This is a genomic window from Kineosporia sp. NBRC 101677, from assembly GCF_030269265.1.
In the GTDB taxonomy this organism is placed as follows: Bacteria; Actinomycetota; Actinomycetes; order Actinomycetales; family Kineosporiaceae; genus Kineosporia; species Kineosporia rhizophila.
This window is the reverse complement of record NZ_BSTA01000010.1, coordinates 80,690-99,156: the sequence shown is the minus strand read 5'-3', so window position 1 is coordinate 99,156 and position 18,467 is coordinate 80,690. Positions and strand designations below refer to the sequence as shown.

At 71.5% G+C, this 18,467-nt stretch carries 14 protein-coding genes; 9 read left to right on the top strand and 5 right to left on the bottom strand.

Annotated elements, in window-relative coordinates; all coding sequences use genetic code 11:
* Nucleotides 1–100: 100 nt before the first annotated feature.
* The 3 genes from QSK18_RS26435 to cydC are packed head-to-tail and all read left to right on the top strand — an operon-like array spanning nucleotide 101 to nucleotide 6,051.
* Nucleotides 101–1,573 carry a cytochrome ubiquinol oxidase subunit I gene (locus QSK18_RS26435; protein ID WP_502894271.1) on the top strand — a complete coding sequence of 491 codons (1,473 nt, stop codon included), beginning with the start codon at nucleotides 101–103 and terminating at the stop codon, nucleotides 1,571–1,573.
* A 30-nt stretch (nucleotides 1,574–1,603) separates the two neighbouring features.
* The gene (gene cydB, locus QSK18_RS26430) at nucleotides 1,604–2,605 is read left to right on the top strand and encodes a cytochrome d ubiquinol oxidase subunit II (protein WP_232813103.1); all 1,002 of its coding nucleotides are present in this window, start codon (nucleotides 1,604–1,606) and stop codon (nucleotides 2,603–2,605) included.
* A complete protein-coding gene (gene cydC, locus QSK18_RS26425; protein WP_285624513.1) occupies nucleotides 2,602–6,051 on the top strand; it encodes a thiol reductant ABC exporter subunit CydC in 3,450 nt (1,149 codons plus the stop codon). Before cydB ends, cydC begins: the two co-directional genes overlap by 4 nt.
* Here the strand turns inward: cydC and QSK18_RS26420 are convergent.
* The 3 genes from QSK18_RS26420 to QSK18_RS26410 all read right to left on the bottom strand — a co-directional run bounded on the left by QSK18_RS26420 (nucleotide 6,035) and on the right by QSK18_RS26410 (nucleotide 7,853).
* Entirely contained in the window at nucleotides 6,035–6,487 is a 453-nt protein-coding gene (locus tag QSK18_RS26420) for a GNAT family N-acetyltransferase (RefSeq protein WP_232813101.1), read from the bottom strand. The two genes, cydC and QSK18_RS26420, sit on opposite strands and share 17 nt — an antisense overlap.
* A 16-nt stretch (nucleotides 6,488–6,503) precedes the next feature.
* Nucleotides 6,504–6,812, bottom strand: a complete 309-nt coding sequence (locus tag QSK18_RS26415; RefSeq protein WP_285624509.1) for a hypothetical protein — start codon at nucleotides 6,810–6,812, stop codon at nucleotides 6,504–6,506.
* A gap of 78 nt (nucleotides 6,813–6,890) precedes the next feature.
* Nucleotides 6,891–7,853: an EamA family transporter gene (locus tag QSK18_RS26410; protein WP_232813099.1), complete on the bottom strand. Its 963-nt coding sequence runs from the start codon at nucleotides 7,851–7,853 to the stop codon at nucleotides 6,891–6,893.
* Between the two features lie 72 nt (nucleotides 7,854–7,925).
* Here QSK18_RS26410 and QSK18_RS26405 point away from each other — a divergent pair, with 72 nt between their 5' ends.
* The 3 genes from QSK18_RS26405 (at nucleotide 7,926) to QSK18_RS26395 (ending at nucleotide 10,533) form a co-directional block, all read left to right on the top strand.
* Entirely contained in the window at nucleotides 7,926–8,861 is a 936-nt protein-coding gene (locus QSK18_RS26405) for a LysR family transcriptional regulator (protein ID WP_285624504.1), read from the top strand.
* A gap of 80 nt (nucleotides 8,862–8,941) precedes the next feature.
* Nucleotides 8,942–9,544, top strand: coding sequence for a GNAT family N-acetyltransferase (locus QSK18_RS26400; RefSeq protein ID WP_285624501.1), 603 nt, complete (start codon nucleotides 8,942–8,944; stop codon nucleotides 9,542–9,544).
* On the top strand, nucleotides 9,541–10,533 hold the full coding sequence (locus QSK18_RS26395; protein WP_285624496.1) for a nicotianamine synthase family protein: 993 nt from the start codon (nucleotides 9,541–9,543) through the stop codon (nucleotides 10,531–10,533). Before QSK18_RS26400 ends, QSK18_RS26395 begins: the two co-directional genes overlap by 4 nt.
* Here the strand turns inward: QSK18_RS26395 and QSK18_RS26390 are convergent.
* Entirely contained in the window at nucleotides 10,511–11,716 is a 1,206-nt protein-coding gene (locus QSK18_RS26390; RefSeq protein WP_285624493.1) for an amidohydrolase family protein, read from the bottom strand. The two genes, QSK18_RS26395 and QSK18_RS26390, sit on opposite strands and share 23 nt — an antisense overlap.
* Nucleotides 11,717–11,783: 67 nt before the next feature.
* Here QSK18_RS26390 and QSK18_RS26385 point away from each other — a divergent pair, with 67 nt between their 5' ends.
* The 3 genes from QSK18_RS26385 to QSK18_RS26375 all read left to right on the top strand — a co-directional run bounded on the left by QSK18_RS26385 (nucleotide 11,784) and on the right by QSK18_RS26375 (nucleotide 15,807).
* A complete protein-coding gene (locus tag QSK18_RS26385) occupies nucleotides 11,784–12,479 on the top strand; it encodes a hypothetical protein (protein WP_232813094.1) in 696 nt (231 codons plus the stop codon).
* 177 nt (nucleotides 12,480–12,656) lie between these two features.
* On the top strand, nucleotides 12,657–15,341 hold the full coding sequence (gene ppdK, locus QSK18_RS26380) for a pyruvate, phosphate dikinase (protein ID WP_232813093.1): 2,685 nt from the start codon (nucleotides 12,657–12,659) through the stop codon (nucleotides 15,339–15,341).
* Between the two features lie 22 nt (nucleotides 15,342–15,363).
* Nucleotides 15,364–15,807: an OsmC family protein gene (locus tag QSK18_RS26375; protein ID WP_232813092.1), complete on the top strand. Its 444-nt coding sequence runs from the start codon at nucleotides 15,364–15,366 to the stop codon at nucleotides 15,805–15,807.
* 66 nt (nucleotides 15,808–15,873) lie between these two features.
* On the opposite strand, the gene QSK18_RS26370 is transcribed toward QSK18_RS26375, so the two are convergent.
* Nucleotides 15,874–18,174, bottom strand: coding sequence for a HelD family protein (locus QSK18_RS26370; protein ID WP_502894270.1), 2,301 nt, complete (start codon nucleotides 18,172–18,174; stop codon nucleotides 15,874–15,876).
* Nucleotides 18,175–18,467: the final 293 nt, after the last annotated feature.

The window sequence follows — 18,467 nt, the reverse complement described above, 5'->3', positions numbered from 1 at the left end:
GTACGACGCTGAGTCGTACTACACTCTGTCGTAGATGAGTCGTAGGGCTCATCGTCCCGTCCCACCTCGGCCGAAGGGCACGAAAACCATGGACTGGCCTCTGGACGTCACCGACCTCGCGCGGCTGCAGTTCGCGGTGACGACCATCTACCACTACCTCTTCGTGCCCCTGTCGATCAGCCTCTCCCTGCTCACGGCGCTGTTCCACACCGCCTGGCTGCGCACCGGCCGGGACGACCTGAAACGGGTCACCGTGCTCACCGGGCAGCTGCTGCTGATCACCTTCGCCGTCGGGGTGGTCACCGGCCTGGTGCAGGAATTCCAGTTCGGCCTGAACTGGAGCAGCTTCGCCCGCTTCTACGGCGACGTGTTCGGCCCGACCCTGGCGATCGAGGGCATGCTCGCCTTCTTCCTCGAGGCGACCTTCCTGGGGCTGTGGTTCTTCGGCTGGGACCGGCTGCCGCGCGGGCTGCACCTGGCCACCATCTGGGTGGTCGCGATCGGCACCCAGCTCTCGGCCTTCGTCATCCTGTCGGCCAACTCGTTCATGCAGAACCCGATCGGCTACTCGATCGACGCCGAGACCGGCCGGGCCCAGCTGCACGACTTCTCCAGCCTCCTGTTCAACGAGCTCAACCTGGCCGCCTACCCGCACGCCGCCACCGGTGCGCTGATGACCGGCGGGGCCCTGCTGCTGGCCATCTCGGTGTGGAATCAGCTGCGCAGGCCGCACTCCAGCGGGGTGGACCGCGCCGCCGTGCGGGTGATGGGCAAGGTCGGCGCCTGGACGATGGTGCTGGCCGGGATCGGCACGGCGATCACCGGCGACCGGCTCGGGGTGGTGATCACCGAGGTGCAGCCGATGAAGATGGCCGCCGCCGAGGCGCTGTACAGCACCACCAGCGGCGCACCGTTCTCGCTGTTCTCCTACGCCGGGCCGGGCGAGAGCGAGCCCTCGATCAAGATCGACATCCCGGGCCTGCTGTCCTTCCTGGCCACCCACGACTTCCACGGCACCGTGCAGGGCATCAACGACCTGCAGGCGCAGTACACCCAGCAGTACGGCGAGGCCAACTACATCCCCTGGGTGCCGGTCGCGTTCTGGTCGTTCCGGCTGATGATCGGCGTGGGCATGGCCGCCGCCGGGCTGGCCGCGCTCTACCTGCTGGCCACCCGCAAGGACCGGGACCTGCCGGCGTTCCTGCACCACCCCCGGCTGCGCCCGGTGATGGTCATGGTCCCCGCGGTGATCGGCCTGATGCCCCTGGCCGCCAACGCGATCGGCTGGATCTTCACCGAGACCGCCCGGCAGCCCTGGCTGGCCTTCGGGCTGTTCCGCACCGAGCAAGGGGTGAGCGCCGGGGTCACCGGGACCGAGATCGTCCTCTCGCTCGTCGGTTTCACCGTGGTCTACGGCGTGCTCGCCGTGGTCTGGGTGCGGCTGATGTGCCGCCTCGTGCGCTCCGGGCCGGGAGCCGGGCCCGAAGAGCCCGGCCACCACTCGAGCACCGATCCAGAACCTGATCGAGAAGCCGATCGTGACTCGGGCGAGCGCCTCGTCCTCACGTACTGATCGAAACCCGTCTGGGAGAAGAGACTTCTGATGGACCTGCCCGTGATCTGGTTCGGCGTGATCGTCGTCGCCTGGGTGCTGTTCTTCGTGCTGGAGGGGTTCGACTTCGGGGTCGGGATGATCGTCGGCCTGGCCCGGCGCCCGCTGCCCGAGCGGGACGCGGCGGTGCGCACGATCGCCCCGACCTGGGACGGCAACGAGGTCTGGCTGGTCGCCGCGATCGGCCTGATGTTCGCGATCTTCCCGGAGTGGTACGCGGCCATGCTGTCCGGCCTGTACCTGCCGATGGTGCTGATCCTGCTCGGCCTGGCCGCCCGCGGGGTGGCCCTGGAGTTCCGCGGCAAGTACCACGGCGAGGGGGAGGAGCGCTGGAAGCAGCGCTGCGACCAGGTCATGGCCGCCTCGTCGCTGCTGGTGGTGGCGCTGTGGGGCGCCTCGTTCGCGGTGCTGGCCGAGGGGCTGGCGATCAACGCCGACGGTGAGGTGATGGGCTCGGGCTGGAGCCGCAGCCTCTCCCCGTTGCTGACCTGGCCGGCCGCGGCCGGGGCGGCCGGGGCGGTGGCGATGGCGGTGCTGATGGGTGCGCTGTTCCTGAGCCTGCGAACCACCGGCCCGCTGCGCCAGTGGTCGCGCCCGCTGGCCATCCGCACCGCGGGTGTGCTGGCCGCCGGCGCGCTGGTGGTCTCGGCCCTGACCGGGCAGGTGGTGATCGTGCTGATCACCCTGCCGGCGTTGCTGGCCATGCTGGCCGCCTACTTCCGCCGGGAAGGTCTGGCCTTCGCCGGTGGCGCCCTGATCATCGCTCTGGCAACCACTCTCGCGCTGGCCTGGCACGCTCCCACCCTGCTGCCCAGCACCCTCGACCCGGCCTGGTCGGTGACCATGGAAAAGGCGGTGGTCTCGGACTTCGCGATCGAGCTGGTCAGCTGGGCCGGTCTGTTCATCCTGCCGGCGGTGTTCGCCTACCAGGCGTTCTCGTACTGGATCTTCCGCCGCCGGATCAGCAGCGACCGGGTCGCGACCCCGGCATGACCAGGCCCCAAGGACCGGTGGACACCCGGGTCTTCGCCTTCGTGCCCGGCCTGCGCCGGGAGGCCCTGGTGCTGGGCACGCTCGCCGCGCTGGGTGCGGTGGCGCTGATCGGGCAGTTGCTGACCGCGGCCTGGGTGGTCGCCGGGTTCGCCTCGGACGACGAACTGTGGACGCCGGTGGCGGCTTTCGTCGGGGTCACGGTGGCCCGCAGCGGGTTGCGGGCGGCCGAGCAGATCCTGACGGCGCGGGCCGCGGGCCGGGCGCGGGTGGCTTTCGGGACGAAGTTGGTCGGTGCGGCCCTGGAGATGGCGCCCGACCGTCTGGCCGAGGCCGGACCGGGGTCGATCTCGGCGCTGGCCACCAACGGGGTCGACACGCTGGAGAAGTACGTCACCCGGTACCTGCCGGCGGTCGTCCCGGCAGTGCTGCTGCCGCCGGCGGTGATCGCGTTGCTGGTGCTGCTGGACCCGCGGTCGGCGGTGATCGTGGTGGTCACGCTGCCCCTGATCCCGCTGTTCGCCGCGCTGGTGGGCTGGCTGACCGAGCGACGGTCGGCCCAGCAGTGGCAACTGATGTCCCGGCTCTCAGCGCATTTCCTGGATGTCGTGCAGGGCCTGGTCACGCTGCGGGCGTATCGCCGCGCCGAACGTCAGGTCGAGGTGCTGGGCGAGGTGGGGGAGCAGCACCGCGCCGCCACCGTGCGGGTCCTGCGCATCGCCTTCCTGTCCGGCACCGCGCTGGATCTGGTGGCGACGCTCTCGGTCGGCCTGGTCGCGGTGGAGGCCGGTCTGCGGGTGGCGGCCGGAGATCTGAGTTTGAAGACGGCGTTGGTCGCCATCCTGATCGCCCCTGAGGCTTATCGGCCGGTGCGGGAGCTGGGCGCACGCTTCCACGAGAGTGCCGATGCCGTCGCCATTCTCGACGAGGCATCCGTCCTCCTGACTGCTCCTGAGCCGGTGACCCCGACCGTCACCGCGGGTGCTCTGCCGGCTGGGGTCGCGCTGTTGGCCGAGGGCTTGACGGTGCCGGTGCCCGGCCGGGCGGAACCGGTGCTCTCCGGAGTCGGGCTGTGGGTGCTTCAAGGGCAGATCACGGCGATCACCGGGCCTTCCGGCGTTGGGAAGACCACCCTGCTCAGGGTTCTGGCCGGAGTGCGGCAGCCCTCGGCGGGCTCGGTGCGCAGCGTCGTGCCCATGGTCTACCTTCCCCAGCGCCCCACCTTCCCGCTCGCCCGCACCCTGCGCGAGGCCGTGACCGCGGCCTGGCCGAGCGCCCCGAACGAGGTGATCGAGGCGGTGCTGCGGGATTCGGCTGCGCTGGAGTGGATCACGTCGCTTCCCCTCGGGCTGTCCACCGATCTGGCTGAGGACGGCCGGGATCTGAGCGCCGGACAGCGGCAGCGCATCGCCCTGGCCCGCACCCTGGTTCAGGCTGAACGAGTGTTCGTGGAGGGCGGTCGACGGCCGGTCATTCTGCTCGACGAGCCTACTGCGCACCTGGACGAGGAGACGGAACTGGCAGTGCTGGCCGGTCTGCGTCGCCGGGTCGAGGCGGGGGATTCGATCGTCATGGTGGCTCACCGTCCGGCCGCGATCGCGGCGGCGGACGAGGTGACTCAGCTCTGGGGCATTGCGCCCGGGGGAATGTCGGCCGCGCTCGAGGTGCTGGCCGAGGTCGCGGTGTCGGCCGCCGGCGCGGGGGCGGCCCGGGTTCCGGTGCAGCGGAGTCCGCAACGCGCCTCGTCCTGGGAGAACGACGCCGGGCTGCCTGGTTTCGGCCGCGCCTGGGCTGAGGCCCGGCCTGCGCGGCCCTGGGTGCCGGCCCGATTGCGCACCGCCTCCATGAACCTGGCCGTGCTGCTGGGAACGCTCTCTTCCCTTTCCGGAGTGGCCCTTACCGCCGTCGCGGCCTGGCTGCTGACCAAGGCCTCGGGACAGCCGCCGGTACTCACTCTGAGTGTTGCCGTGGTAGGCGTCCGTTTGTTCGCCGTCACCCGACCGCTGTTCAGCTATCTGGATCGTCTCGTCGCCCATGACGTTGCTCTGGCCGACCTGGGCAAGCTGCGGGCGCGGGTCTATGCCGACCTGATCCCCCGCGTTCCCGGTCCTGCTCTTCCTCGGCGCGGCGACCTGCTGACCCGACTGGTGGACGACGTCGACGCGGTGGGCGACAGCATGCTGCGCTGGCGCCGTCCGGCGATCGTCGCGGCGGCAACGCTGATCATCTCTCTGATCGTCGCCGCCATCATCAGTCCGGCCGCAGCCCTGGCTGCGCTGCCCGGTCTTGCGCTGGCGGCCGTAGTGGCGCCGATCGTGGCCGCCGCCGGGGCCGATCGCCGTGCCGATCAGAGCGCGCAGGCCAAGGCGGGGTACTCACAAACCGTTGTGGAAGTCCTGTCCGGCGCCGAGGACGTCAACGCTCTGGGAGCTCAGCAGGCCGGGGTGAAGCCGGTCGAGCTGGCGGGTCGCCGGGCCGCGGACGTGGACCGGAACCAGGTGCGCCGCAACGTCTTGGCCGAATCTCTGCGGATGGCCGGAGCAGGACTGGCGGTGGCCGGGGTCATGTTCGTGACCACGGGTCTGGGCGGGCTGGACAGCCTGAGCCTGGAGCAGGCCGGGGTGCTGGTGCTGGGCGCGCTGGCCCTGGGCGATGTGACGGCCACGCTGCCCGAGGCCGTGAACGCCCGCACGAGAGGGCGGATCGCCCGGCGGCGCCTCGACGAGGTGCTGCAGACCCCACTTCCCAGCGTGGATCCGGTGGAGGCGGCGCCGTCCGGTGCTGCTGCCGACCTGCGGCTCACCGACGTGACAGCAGGCTGGAACCCCCAGGCGGCACCGGTTCTCGATGGGCTCGGCCTCGATCTGGGCCCAGGCCGTCGCCTTGCCGTCCAGGGACCTTCCGGTTGTGGCAAGTCCACCCTCGCCGGCGTCGTCCTCAAATTCCTCGACCCCCGGGCCGGCGAGGTGGGGCTGGGCGAGCGGAACTATCGCACCCTGGCCGGGGACCAGGTGCGCCAGAGCGTGGGCCTGGTGTCCGACGACGACCACGTGTTCGCCAGCACCCTGCGGGAGAACCTGCGCCTGGCCAGGCCCGACGCCGCCGACGCCGAACTCCGCGTCGCCCTGGACCGTGCCCGCCTGGGCAGCTGGCTCGCCGCTCAGCCGGACGGGCTGGACACCTGGCTGGGCGAGCGGGGGGCCACGATGTCGGCCGGGGAACGCCGTCGGCTCGCCCTGGCCCGGGCGTTGCTGGCCGATCGGCCGGTCCTGGTGCTCGACGAGCCCGCCGAGAGCCTCGACGTGGAGACCGCCGAGGCCGTGCTGGACGACCTGCTGCAGGCCTCGGAGGGCCGGTCGGTGCTGCTGGTGACGCACCGCGACGAAGGGCTGGACCAGGTGGACCAGGTGCTGCGGCTGGAGGCGGGCCGGCTCACAGCTGATATTTGAAACCCGCGTGGGACTGGACGAATCCGAGCCGGCGGTAGAAGCGGTGCGCGTCTTGGCGTTCCACCGCCGAGGTGAGCTGCACCAGGTCGCAGCCCCGGGCCCGGCACTCGTCGAGGATCCACCGCATCAGCGCCGAGCCGAGGCCGGCGCCGCGCTCGGTGCCGGCCACCCGCACCGCCTCGACGATGGCCCGGGTGGCTCCGCGCCGGGAGATGCCGGGAATGAACGTGACCTGGGCGGTGGCCAGCAGCACCCCGTCCCGTTCGCCGACCACCTGTAGTTGCTGGGGGTCGGCGTCGACCCGGGCGAAGGCCGCCCGGTAGAGGTCCAGGTCGTCCGGGCTCTCGCGGGTGGCCCCGAACCGGTCGTCGGCCAGCAGGCCGACGATGGCGGGGACGTCGGAGAGGGTTGCGCGGCGGAAGGTCAGGTCGCTCATCAGGCCAATCGATCGGTCAGGCGGCCTGGGAACCACCTTCGCGGTGGTCGCGGGCCGGGACGGTCAGGTTACGTGAGCCTGCGCGGGAACGTTCCTGCGCGGCCAGGACGAGCAGACGGCTGGCGGTGCCGTAGCCGGCCCGCTCCGGCGCGACCAGGGGGAGGCCGGCCAGGTCTTCCGAAGTGACCGCCCCCACCAACGGACGGTTGGGCGCTCCGTCCTCGAAAACGTCCTCAGATCGGTTGCGGTTCGCCAGCCAGCGCCCGGAGACACAGGCGAGCAGGACGGCTGCGCCCGGGACGAGGGCCACGAGCTCTACGGACATGACGGTCTCCTCCTGGTGCCGGCGACTGGATCGTGGGATCGGCTGTTCCCACGCTCCAGCTTCCGTCGGCAGGGAGGCTCAAAGCGTCAGCCCCCGGGCTGAACTCGGGTGCACCTGGGTACCGGCGTCATCCTCCGGGAGGACACCCGCGGGCTGAGGCTCCCCCGCCCGTTCACCCGCCCGGGCGAACGGACGGCGGATCGCCACCACCGCCACGCCCAGCAGCAGGATCAGACCGCCCAGAAGTTCCAGCGGGCCGGGGCGCTCGTGCTGCACCAGCCAGGCCGTGATCACTCCGACCACCGGCACCAGCAGGGTGAACGGCACCACCTGGGCGGCCTGGTAGCGGGCCAGCAGGGTGTTCCAGATGCCGTACCCGACCAGCGAGGCCAGCACCGCGGTGTAGATCGTGGAGGCGATGTTGCCCCAGGTGATGTGGGTGAGCGCGTGCCCGACCGCCTGCGGCCCGTCGAGCAGCAGCGACAGGCCGATCATCGGCACCGGCACCACCACGGCCGACCAGACGGTGAGCGAGAGCCCCGACTTCACCGCGGCCCGGCGGCTCAGCACGTTGCCGAACGCCCAGCTCAGGGCGGCCAGCACGCACAGGGCCAGACCGATCAGCGGGGTCTCGGCGGAACGGCCGAGCGCCACCACCGCGAGCCCGGCCGCACCCAGCGCCACCCCGCAGGCGGCGCGCACACTGGGCCGTTCGTGCAGCACCCCGGCGGCGATCACCACCGTGGCCACGACCTGCGTCTGTAGCACCAGGCTGGCCAGACCGGCCGGCATCCCGGCGTGCAGCGAGGCGTAGAGCAGGGCGAACTGGCCCAGGCTGAGGAAGGTGCCGATCAGCAGCAGGGTGCTCCAGGGCAGATCCGGGCGGGGCAGCAGGAACACCGCGGGGAACAGCACCACCACGAACCGCAGAGCAACGAAGAGGAGCGGGGGGAAACCGGCCAGACCCTCGTCGATGACGACGAAGTTCATGCCCCAGATCACCGTGACGAGCACGGCCAGCAGCGAGTCGCGAGTGGTCACGGGCCCAGCCTGAGGCCGCCGACCATTCACGTCCATCGACTTCTGTTGCCGGAGAATCGGTAGCTTTGCTTCATGATGGATCTGGTGGCCCTGCGTTCGCTGATCGCGGTCGAGGTGCACGGAACGGTCGCGGCCGCCGCGGCGGCCGGTGGCTACACCCCCTCGGCGGTGTCCCAGCAGATCAAGCGCCTCGAGAAGGCGCTCGGCACGGTGCTGCTGGAGCGGGTCGGGCGGGGCGTGGTGCTCACCGGTGAGGGCCGCAACCTGGTCCGGCACGGGCACGGCATCCTGCGCCAGGTCGAGGCGGCCACCGCCGGCCTGGGCGGCGACCGGGGCGAACCGGTCGGCCCGCTGCAGGTGGTGGCGTTCTCCACGGCCGTGCGCGGCCTGGTCGCGCCGCTGCTGGCCGATCTGGCCCGGACCAGCCCCGACCTGGTGCCGGAGGTGTTCGAGCAGGAGCCCCGGGAGGCGGTGGAGACGGTGGCCACCGGCCAGGCCGACGTGGGCCTGGTGCACCACTGGGTGGGCGTGCCGCTGCACTCGCCCGACTTCGTGGCCCGGCAGCTGGTCGGCTTCGACACGGCCGACCTGCTGGTGCACGCCGGGCACCCGCTGGCCCGGGCCGGCCGGGTGACTCCGGCCGATCTGGTGGACGAGCCGTGGGCCTCGACGCCGGTGGGCACGATCTGCCACGGCTGGTTCCTCTACATGTTCGCCGGGTTCGCCCGGCCGCCCCGGGTGCGCTTCTGGTTCAGCGAGTTCGCCTCCCAGGTGCAGCTGGTCGCGCAGGGGCAGGCGGTGGCCCTGGTGCCCCGGCTGGGCCGGGGCGCGCTGCCGCCGGAAGTGGTCGCGGTCGAGGTCTCCGGGCCGGTGCCGACCCGGGTCATCGAGCTGATCTGGCGCGACTCGATGTCGGCCAGCCCGGCGGTGCGGCACGTGCTGGACCGGTGCAGCGCGCTCTTCGCGCCGATGTCCGAGACCGGTAGCGGCCTGGTTACTGCCGGGTGAATGAGAGTCATTATCAAAGAATCGGCTATCGTCTGACGCCCGGACCTGAAATGACCAGATCGACGACGGGGGACAGGGAGATGGACGAGGTGGAGATCCGGCGGGCGACGACCGCGGACCTGGCTGGCGCGGTGGCCTGCATGCGCGAGGTGCTCGAGCGCGACATGGGCGGCTACCAGGAACGCTGGCACCGCGACATCGACGACCTGGCGGCCACCTACCTGCACGACCCGCGGGCCGCGCTGTTCGTGGCCGTCGAGCCGGGTTCGCCGGACGGCGATGACCGGGTGCTGGCCACCACCGCGGTGCGCCCGTGCAGGCTGGCCACCCCGCCCAACCCGCCCTGGCTCAGCGCCCGCTACAACCGGCCCGAGGTCTGCCAGCTGGTTCGGGTCTGGGTGCGCCCGGAGGCCCGGCGGCGGGGTCTGGCCCGGCGTCTGGTGGCCGAGGCCACGGCCTGGGCGGTCGGGGCGGGCGGATACGAGACGGTGTACCTGCACACCGATGCGGGAGTGCCCGGGGCCGAGGCGTTCTGGCGCTCGATGCCCACCCTCGAGGTGCTCGACACCCGGCCCGACCCGTTCAACACCGTGCACTTCGAGATCGACGTGGCCGAACTGAGCCGCCAGAGCCTTCGCCAGGCTGGTGCCGGCCGCCTGGGTGCGGTGGCCGGTCGGCGGTGAGTCGCGAGCCGTTTGTCCAGGGGGCCGAAGCCGGGGTCGCGATCGTCCCGGACAGCGCTGACCGGAGCGCCAGGGTCCACCGCGTCGAAGGGCTCGAGATACGCGAGGTCGCGCCTGGCGACGAGCATGGGCCGGCCGCCGAGGTGGAGCAGTTGGCGGTCCGGGTCGCCGAGATCTACGAGAAGCTGGGCCGGCAGCCCGGTCTGGAGCCCTCGGCCGACGTCGACCGGCTCTTCACCGAGCTGGTCGGGCTGAGCAGCGAGCACGGGGGAGACCTCTCGGCCCAGGCCGTCAGGGTGCTGCAGCACGAGCGGATCGCCGCCGAACTGCCCGGCCTGCACGAGATCTGCGCCCGGGGCGAGTACCTGATGGAGACGCACTGGGCCCGCCGCATCGTGGCGGCCGACAAGCCGCGCGACGAGCTCGAGGGCTTCCCCTACCTGGACAACTACCGCGACCTCACCCGCCTCGAGATCAACCTGCTGCGCTGCTTCGGCACCGAACCCCTGGCCGCCCGGCGGATCTGCTTCCTCGGGGCCGGTCCGCTCCCGCTCAGCGCGGTCTGTCTCTACGAAGAACTGGGGGTGCCGATCGACCTGGTCGACCACTCGGCCGAAGCGGTCGCCCTCGGCTCGGCCTGCGTGGCGGCCCTGCTCGGGGCAAACACCGGGGCAGACCCTGGGGCAGCGGCTGGGGGCGTGCGGTTCCACCGGGCTGAGGCGTCCGAGTTCGCAGGGGTGGCCGAGGCCGACGTGGTGGTGCTGGGAGCGCTGGCCGGGCTGGACGCCAAGTCCAAACAAGCCATCCTCGGCTCGCTGTGGCAGCGTCTGCGCCCGGGCGCGGTGCTGCTGGTGCGCAGCGCGGCCGGTCTGCGGCGGCTGCTCTACCCGGCGGTGGGCGCCGGCGAACTGCAGGGCTGGGAACAGCTCGGGGTGCTGCACCCGCTGAACGACGTGATCAACTCGGTCATCGTCCTGCGGCGTCCGTAGACAGCTCGACCCCGCCCTTCACCACCGTCAGCACCCTGGTCAGCGCCGCGATGTCGGCCCGGGGGTCGCCCTGCACCACCAGCAGGTCCGCGTCCGCCCCGGCGGCCAGCCGCCCCTTCGTCCGTTCCAGCCCGCACGCCTGCGCGGACACCGAGGTGGCGGTCGCGAGAGCGTCGTCTGTCGCGATCCCGGCCGCCACCAGTTCGGCCACCGCGAGGGCCACGATGCCGTGCGGCTTGGCCGCGTGAATGCCGCCGTCCGATCCGCTGATCACCAGAACGCCCTCCCGGTGCAGCTTCTCGACCTGGGCAAACCGGTGTTCCGGCACCAGGCCGGTGCGCCGGGTGACCTCCAGCGCCTGGGCCGAGGGCCGGCTGCCGGGGATGCGGCCGAAGGTCGGGCCGATGTGGATGCCGTTGTCCCGCAGGCGGGCCGCTAGGTCGGGGGGTGTCTGCACGCCATGGCTGGTCAGGCAGGTGCAGTGCTCGATGTTCTGCACGCCGGCGTCGATGGAGAGTTGCACGGCGTCCAGCGAGTGGGCGTGCGTGGCCACCCGGAGGCCGTGGTCGGCGGCCCGTTTCACCACCAGCGCCACGTCTTCCAAGGAGTACTGCAGCGAGAGCAGGTCGGAGCCGGGCGTCATGGCCCCGCCGCTCACCACGATCTTCACCAGGTCGGCGCCCCGCCGGGCCCGTTCGTCCACGGCGGCCAGCAGTTGTTCCGGCCCGGCGGCCTCCCCGCCCATGGCCGCGCAGTGCCCGCCCGGCGTGGTGATGGGGGGCCCGGAAGCGATCACCGTGGGCTCGTCCCAGGCCGCCGTGCGCTGCAGGACCGACCAGCGGTTGTCGCCCAGATCGCGCACGGTGGTCACCCCGGCCCGCACGTGAGCCCGCAGCGACTCGCGCACCACCTGCTCGCGCTCCTCGGCGCTGCGGCCCGGATCGCGGCCGAGCGCCCCGTCCTTCCCGTCGGCGATCAGGTGCACGTGGGTGTCGATCAGCCCGGGCAGCAGGGTGGCGTCCTCGTGCCGGCGCACCGCGAACCCCTCCGGCACCGGTCGCTGACCAGGCTCGACCGAGAGGATCGAGCCGGCCTCGACGAGCACCGTGGCGCCCTCGGGCCGGAACCGGCGCCCGTCGAAGGCCAGGGCTGCGATGTGGGCGACACGCTCCGGGTACGGCATGTCACCCATCCTCGGAATCAGGTCGAAGTGGGGCAAGGGGCCAGAGGTGGCGTTAAAGTCACTTGTCGTGGGGGATCTGGCCGTCAACCTGGTCGCGAGCGCACTCTTCGGCGGGGCCCTGTGGCTGGCCGGGGTGCTCGGCCGGTACCGGCGCCGGGCCCGGGTGCGGCGGTTCTTCGGCCTCGGCACCGGGCAACGGGCCACGGTGGTGGTGGGCCGGGACACCTGGGGTCGCGAGCGCAGCGTCAGCCGGGGTGACGTGGCGGCGATGGTCGAGCTGGCCGTGATCGTGAAGAGCTGCGACGCGGAGCCGGACTTCCACATGTACCAGTCGGCCCGCGGCGGGCTGGGCGAGCAGACCGAGTTCTGCGTGGGCGGGCCCAGTTCCAACGACCGCACCGCCGCCCACCTGCGCCAGTTCCTGCCCGGCGTGGGTGAGGGAGAAGACGGGAACGGCGATCCGGAACTGCGGGTCGGGGCGCAGCGCTACCCCTACCGGCAGGGCGAGTCGGTGGTCGTGCTGGTGGCCCGGCTGTACCGCGGGGCCGACCAGGCCCGTAAGCCCCTGTTCCTGATCCTGGGGCAGACTGCCGCTGCCAATCACGCGGGGGCGCGCTTTCTCGCCCGGGAGAGCCGCCGTCTCGCGGCCACCTACCCACCTGGCCGCGAGTTCTGCCTGGTGCTGCGCATCATCGACCCGCGCAGCTACGGCAACAACCTGGTCGAGTTCCTGGGCGACGTGTCCGAAGCGGCCTTCGCCTGACCGCCGGGCGCATCGTCGCCCACCCGCCAGCAGGTGGTGAAGCCGCAGGTCAGGCCCGCGCAACCAGCCCGGCCGCCGATCCGGCACCCCCTGTCCGGACAAGTTTTTCCTGCCTACCCTCGGCCTTTGCGGAATCCGATTCTCCAGCTTTGCCCGGCGGAAAGGCGTGATGGATCGATGACCCAGTACGTGTACGCGTTCTCGGAAGGCAACAAGGAGCAGCGGGAGCTTCTCGGCGGCAAGGGCGCCAACCTGGCCGAGATGACCAACCTCGGGCTCCCGGTTCCCCCGGGCTTCACGATCACCACCGAGGCCTGCCGTTCCTACTTGGCGGCGGGGACCGAGCCGGGCGAGTTACGGGTGCAGGTGACGATGGCACTGCGCCGGCTGGAGGACGACCTGGGCCGTCGGCTGGGCGACCGGCACGACCCGCTGTTGGTGAGTGTGCGCTCCGGCGCGATGCACTCGATGCCCGGCATGATGGAGACGGTGCTCAATGTCGGGCTGAACGACGCCAGTGTCAAGGGCCTGGCCGAGGAGAGCGGCGACGAGCGCTTCGCCTGGGACTCCTACCGCCGGCTGCTGCAGATGTTCGGCAAGACGGTGCTGGAGATCGACGGGGAGATCTTCGCCCGGGCGCTGGAGGAGGCCAAGACCGCCCAGGGCGTGGACACCGACGTCGAGCTGGACGTGGAGAGCCTGAAAACCCTGGTCAACACGTTCAAGTCGGTGATCGCGACGGAGAGCGGGGACGAGTTCCCGCAGCATCCGCGTGAGCAGCTGGACATGGCGATCCGCGCCGTCTTCGACTCCTGGAACACCGAGCGGGCCCGGCTGTACCGGCGCCGCGAGCGGATCCCGCAGGACCTGGGCACGGCGGTCAACATCTGCACCATGGTGTTCGGCAACATGGGCGAGACCTCGGGCACCGGAGTCGCCTTCACCCGCGACCCGGCCTCCGGGCACGGCGGGGTCTACGGCGACTACCTGGTGAACGCGCAGGGCGAGGACGTGGTCTCGGGTATCCGCAACACCCTCAGCCTGGCCGACCTGAAGGACGTCGACCCGTCCTCCTACAAGCAGTTGCTGCAGGTGATGCGGCGGCTGGAGACGCACTACCGCGACCTGTGCGACATCGAGTTCACGATCGAGCGCAGCAAGCTCTGGATGCTGCAGACCCGGGTGGGGAAACGCACGGCCGCGGCTGCCTTCCGGATCGCCACCCAGCTGGTCGACGAGAACCTGATCACGATGGACGAGGCGCTGCAGCGGGTCGACGGGTCGCAGCTGGCCCAGCTGATGTTCCCGCGGTTCGACGCCGCGGCCGAGAAGGAGCACCTGGGCACCGGGATGGCGGCCTCGCCGGGGGCGGCCACCGGGCACATCGTGTTCGACTCGAAGACGGCCGAGAAGGCCGCCGCCGAGGGCCAGGACGTGATCCTGGTGCGCCGCGAGACCAACCCCGACGACCTGGGCGGGATGATCGCGGCCAAGGGTGTGCTGACCTCGCGCGGGGGCAAGACCAGTCACGCCGCCGTGGTCGCCCGGGGCATGGGCAAGACCTGCGTCTGCGGGTTCGCCGAGCTCGACGTGGACGCGGGCGCCCGCACCGCCAAGGTGAACGGCCATGCGCTGAACGAGGGCGACATGATCAGCATCGACGGCAGCACCGGGGAGGTGTTCGCCGGTGAGGTACCGGTGGTCTCATCCCCGGTGGCCACCTACCTGGAGAGCGGCCTGGAGGCCGCGCTGCAGGACGTCGACGAGGACACCGCCGAGCTGGTCCGCTCGGTGGACCGGCTGCTCTCTCACGCCGACTCGATCCGGCGGCTGCGGGTGCGCACCAACGCCGACAACGCCGAGGACGCCACCCGGGCCAGGGATCTCGGCGCGCAGGGGATCGGGCTGTGCCGCACCGAGCACATGTTCCTGGGGGAGCGGCGGGTGCTGATCGAGCGGCTGATCCTGGCCTCCGACGCGGCCGACCGGCAGGCGGTGTACGACGAGCTGCTGCCGCTGCAGCGCGACGACTTCGTCGAGCTGCTCACCGCCATGGACGACCTGCCGGTGACGATCCGGCTGCTCGACCCGCCGCTGCACGAGTTCCTGCCCGACCGGACCGAACTCACGGTCAAGGTGGCGCTGGACCGGGCCGCCGGCGATGCCGACCCGGACGAGGAGCGCCTGCTCGCCGCGGTGGAGAAGCTGCACGAGTCGAACCCGATGCTGGGCCTGCGCGGGGTCCGGCTGGGCCTGGTGCTGCCCGGACTGTTCGCGCTGCAGGTGCGGGCGATCAGCGAGGCCGCGGCCGGCCTGCGGGCCGAGGGCCGCACCCCGCGGGTCGAGATCATGATCCCGCTGGTCGGGTCGGTGATGGAGCTGTTCCTGATCCGCGACGAGGCCGACCAGATCCTGGCCGCCGTGCAGCAGGAGAAGGGGGTGGAGCTGGACATCCCGATCGGCACGATGATCGAGCTGCCGCGGGCCGCGCTGACCGCCACCCGGGTCGCCGAGGCGGCCGAGTTCTTCTCCTTCGGCACCAACGACCTCACCCAGACCACCTGGGGCTTCTCCCGCGACGACGTTGAGGGCGGGTTCTTCGCCACCTACCTCGACCGGGGCGTGTTCATGGTCTCCCCGTTCGAGAGCCTGGACGTGGACGGGGTGGGCCGGCTGATCCAGATCGCCTCCACCGACGGCCGCCGCACCCGCCCCGACCTGAAGCTGGGGGTGTGCGGAGAACACGGCGGCGACCCGGAGTCGATCCACTTCTTCCACAAGGTCGGCATCGACTACGTGTCCTGCTCCCCCTTCCGGGTGCCGATCGCCCGGCTGGAGGCGGGCCGCGCGGCGGTGCAGTAGCGGCTCGTGCGATGCTCGCCGGATGGCTGAACAGAAGGACGACAACCGCTCGGTGACCCTCGAACGTGTCGAGGAGGGCGTTTACCTGGCCACCAACAAGCGCGGCAACACGCTGCGCTTCGGCAGTAACGACGCGGACGGGTTCTCCCCGGTGGAGCTCCTGCTGGCCGCGATCGCCGGCTGCTCCGCGGTGGACGTCGACGTGGTCACCGGGCGGCGGTCGCCGGCCGACAACTTCTCGGCCCGGGTGGACGCCCGCTACGTGCGGGAGAACGGCGAGAACCACTTGGAGGACATCGTCCTGACCTTCGACGTGCGCTTCCCCGAGGGCGAGGCCGGTGACGCGGCGCGGATGCTGCTACCCCGCGCGATCAAGGCCTCCCACGACCGTACCTGCACGGTGTCGCGCACGATCGAGAACGGCACCCCGATCGCGGTGCGTACCGCTGACGAAGAAACCGAGTAGAAGCACAAATTGAGGACGCTTGTGGGCCTGGCCCACAAGCGTCCTCAATTTCGTTCTGGTCGGGTTCTACTGCGGCCGTAAGGCGGCCAGCGACTGCGGCAGTTCGGCGCAGTGGACCACGCCGAGGCGCTGGGTGGCCCGCGTGACCGCCACGTAGAGGTCGCTCAGGCCGCGGGGAGAGGCGGCGAGGATGCGTTCGGGTTCGACCACGATGACCGCGTCGAACTCCAGACCCTTCGTCTCGCGGGGCTCCAGGACCACGACCCGGGCCGGCCCGGAAGTGCCCGTCTCGTCCGGATCCTCACCCCGGGCCACCGGTTCGCGCAGTTCCTTCTCCAGTGCGGCGAACACCTGGGCAGACTGGTCAGGAGCCGCCACCACCGCCAGACGCCGCTCCGGGTCGAGCTTTTCGAGTTCACCGCCGACCAGATCGGGTAGCTGGGCGAAGATGTCGGTGCTCCGGTGACTCCACGGCCGGGCCCCGTCGAGGCGCACCGCCTCGGGGCTGGGCAGATCGGGATCCAGCGCCCTGAGCACCCCGGCGGCGACCTCGGCGATCGGCGCCGGCATGCGGTAGTTGACCGAGAGTTCCTCCAGCCGCCAGCGGTCGCCGACGTGCGGCCCGAGGGCCTGACGCCACGAACCGGCGCCGGCCGGCTCGCTGGCCTGGGCCACGTCGCCGACCAGGGTCATCGAGCGCCCCCGCCGCAGCAGCAGCCGCCAGGCCATCGGTGAGACCTCCTGGGCCTCGTCGACCACGATGTGCCCGAACCGCCAGGTGCGGTCGGTGGCGGCCCGCTCGGCGGCGGTGCGGTGGTCGGCCTCCTCCTGCCGGCCGAGCAGGGTCTCGGCGTCGATCAGGTCGAACGCGGCCAGGATCTCGCTCTCCTCGTCCTCGAAGTCGCCGGACTCCGAGCCGCGCAGCACGTCGAGCACCCCCTGCGCGTACTCCAGGTTGGCGGTCTGCAGCTCACCGGCCAGGCGCCGGGCCGCCGAGTCGTCGCGGCCCAGCAGTTCGGCGGCCTCGTCGAGCAGCGGTACGTCGGCCTCGGACCAGCCGTTGCCCTCGCGGACCAGCCAGTCCTGCTCGGTCTGGGTGAGCCCGACCTGCGCGGCGGCGGCCCGGATGCGGCGCGGGGAGGCGAACAGATCACGCAGCAGCCGGGTGGGGGTGAGGGCCGGCCAGAGCCAGTCGACCACCCCGTCCACGTCGTCGTTCTCATCCAGCTCACGGTGCACGATCGCCAGATCCTCCGGCCCGAGCAGGTTCTCGCCGCCCAGCGGGTCCTCGCCCACCGCCTCGGCCCAGAGCCGGGCGAACTCCTTCACCAGCAGCCGGCGCACCAGCGGCCGGGCCTCGTTGTGCAGCAGCCGGCTGCCCCGCACCCGCTCGCGCAGGGCCAGGCAGGCCTGCCGGTCGAGGCGCAGCAGCTGACCGTCGTGGCGGATCGCGACCATCTCGTCGTCGTCCTCGGGCACCCACTGGCGGTCGGCGACCGCGCCGGCCACCACCTCGGCCATCAGCAGCTGGCCCTTCAGCGCGGTGACCGCGCCGGGCTCGGTGAGGGTGGGGCTCACACCCGGGAACAGGTCACCGGTGGTGGCCAGCAGCACGCCGGTCTCACCGAGCGCGGGCAGCACCTCGGCGATGTAGCGCAGGAACGTGGTGTTCGGGCCGATGATCAGGACGCCGCGGCGCTCGAGCTGTTCGCGGTGGTGGTAGAGCAGGTAGGCGGCCCGGTGCAGGGCCACCGCCGTCTTGCCGGTGCCCGGCCCGCCCTGCACCACCAGCACCCCGGACAGGTCGGAGCGGATGATCCGGTCCTGCTCGGCCTGCACCGTCTCGACGATGTCGCTCATCCGGCCCGTCCGGGCCCGGTCGAGGGCCACCATCAGCGCCGACTCGCTGGTGATGGAGTCAGGACCGGCCGCGTCCGGCGCAGCGCCGGTGAGGTTCTCGTCGTGCAGGTGCACCACCCGGCGGCCCACCGTGCGGATGTGCCGCCGCCGACGCACCCCGTCGGGTTGCAGGGCGGTGGCCAGGTAGAACGGCCGGGCGACGGGGGCCCGCCAGTCGACCAGCAGGGGCTCGGAGTCCTGGTCGGGCTCGTGCAGGCCGATCCGCCCGACGTAGCGCGGCCGGTCGCTGTCGTCGAGGTCGAGACGGCCGAAGCAGAGCGCGTTCTCGGCGGCGTTGAGCTGGGTCAGCCGGCCGCCGTAGAGGTGCACGAAGGCCTCCCGCTCGACCCGGGCCTGACGGGTGCCGGCGGCCGCGGCCAGCGCCCGGGTCTGCCGGGCGGCCAGGCTGTCACGGAGGTCGTCGACGTGGGCGTAGAGCATCGACACGTAGTCCTGCTCCTCAGCCACGGCAGCCAGGTCAGCCAGGTCAGCCGGGTCGGCCGGTTCGGCCGGGTCGTCGTCGGCCGGGGCCCGGGAGCCACCGTCGCGCTTTGACAATTCATCCTCCGATAATTACAATCTGGCCTGTCGGATGGCATTCTTTGAATTCAATCAAGAATGCAGAATCAATTTCCGAAGATATCCCTTTCCCCGCTCGGTGCGCGACCCCTGCGCGACCCTTCTGTCTCCCAGAGTGACCTGCGGCGACCCGTACTGTCGTTCATGTCACCTTCATGTCCCCAGCGGGTGAAGGCGGCGCC

What these genes read in the sequence shown, in the direction of transcription:
- QSK18_RS26390 (WP_285624493.1), bottom strand. Translation starts at nt 11,716, where the DNA reads ATGCCGTACCCGGAGCGTGTCGCCCACATCGCAGCCCTGGCCTTCGAC.
- QSK18_RS26400 (WP_285624501.1), top strand. Translation starts at nt 8,942, where the DNA reads ATGGACGAGGTGGAGATCCGGCGGGCGACGACCGCGGACCTGGCTGGC.
- QSK18_RS26405 (WP_285624504.1), top strand. Translation starts at nt 7,926, where the DNA reads ATGATGGATCTGGTGGCCCTGCGTTCGCTGATCGCGGTCGAGGTGCAC.
- QSK18_RS26375 (WP_232813092.1), top strand. Translation starts at nt 15,364, where the DNA reads ATGGCTGAACAGAAGGACGACAACCGCTCGGTGACCCTCGAACGTGTC.
- QSK18_RS26420 (WP_232813101.1), bottom strand. Translation starts at nt 6,487, where the DNA reads ATGAGCGACCTGACCTTCCGCCGCGCAACCCTCTCCGACGTCCCCGCC.
- ppdK (WP_232813093.1), top strand. Translation starts at nt 12,657, where the DNA reads ATGACCCAGTACGTGTACGCGTTCTCGGAAGGCAACAAGGAGCAGCGG.
- cydC (WP_285624513.1), top strand. Translation starts at nt 2,602, where the DNA reads ATGACCAGGCCCCAAGGACCGGTGGACACCCGGGTCTTCGCCTTCGTG.
- cydB (WP_232813103.1), top strand. Translation starts at nt 1,604, where the DNA reads ATGGACCTGCCCGTGATCTGGTTCGGCGTGATCGTCGTCGCCTGGGTG.
- QSK18_RS26415 (WP_285624509.1), bottom strand. Translation starts at nt 6,812, where the DNA reads ATGTCCGTAGAGCTCGTGGCCCTCGTCCCGGGCGCAGCCGTCCTGCTC.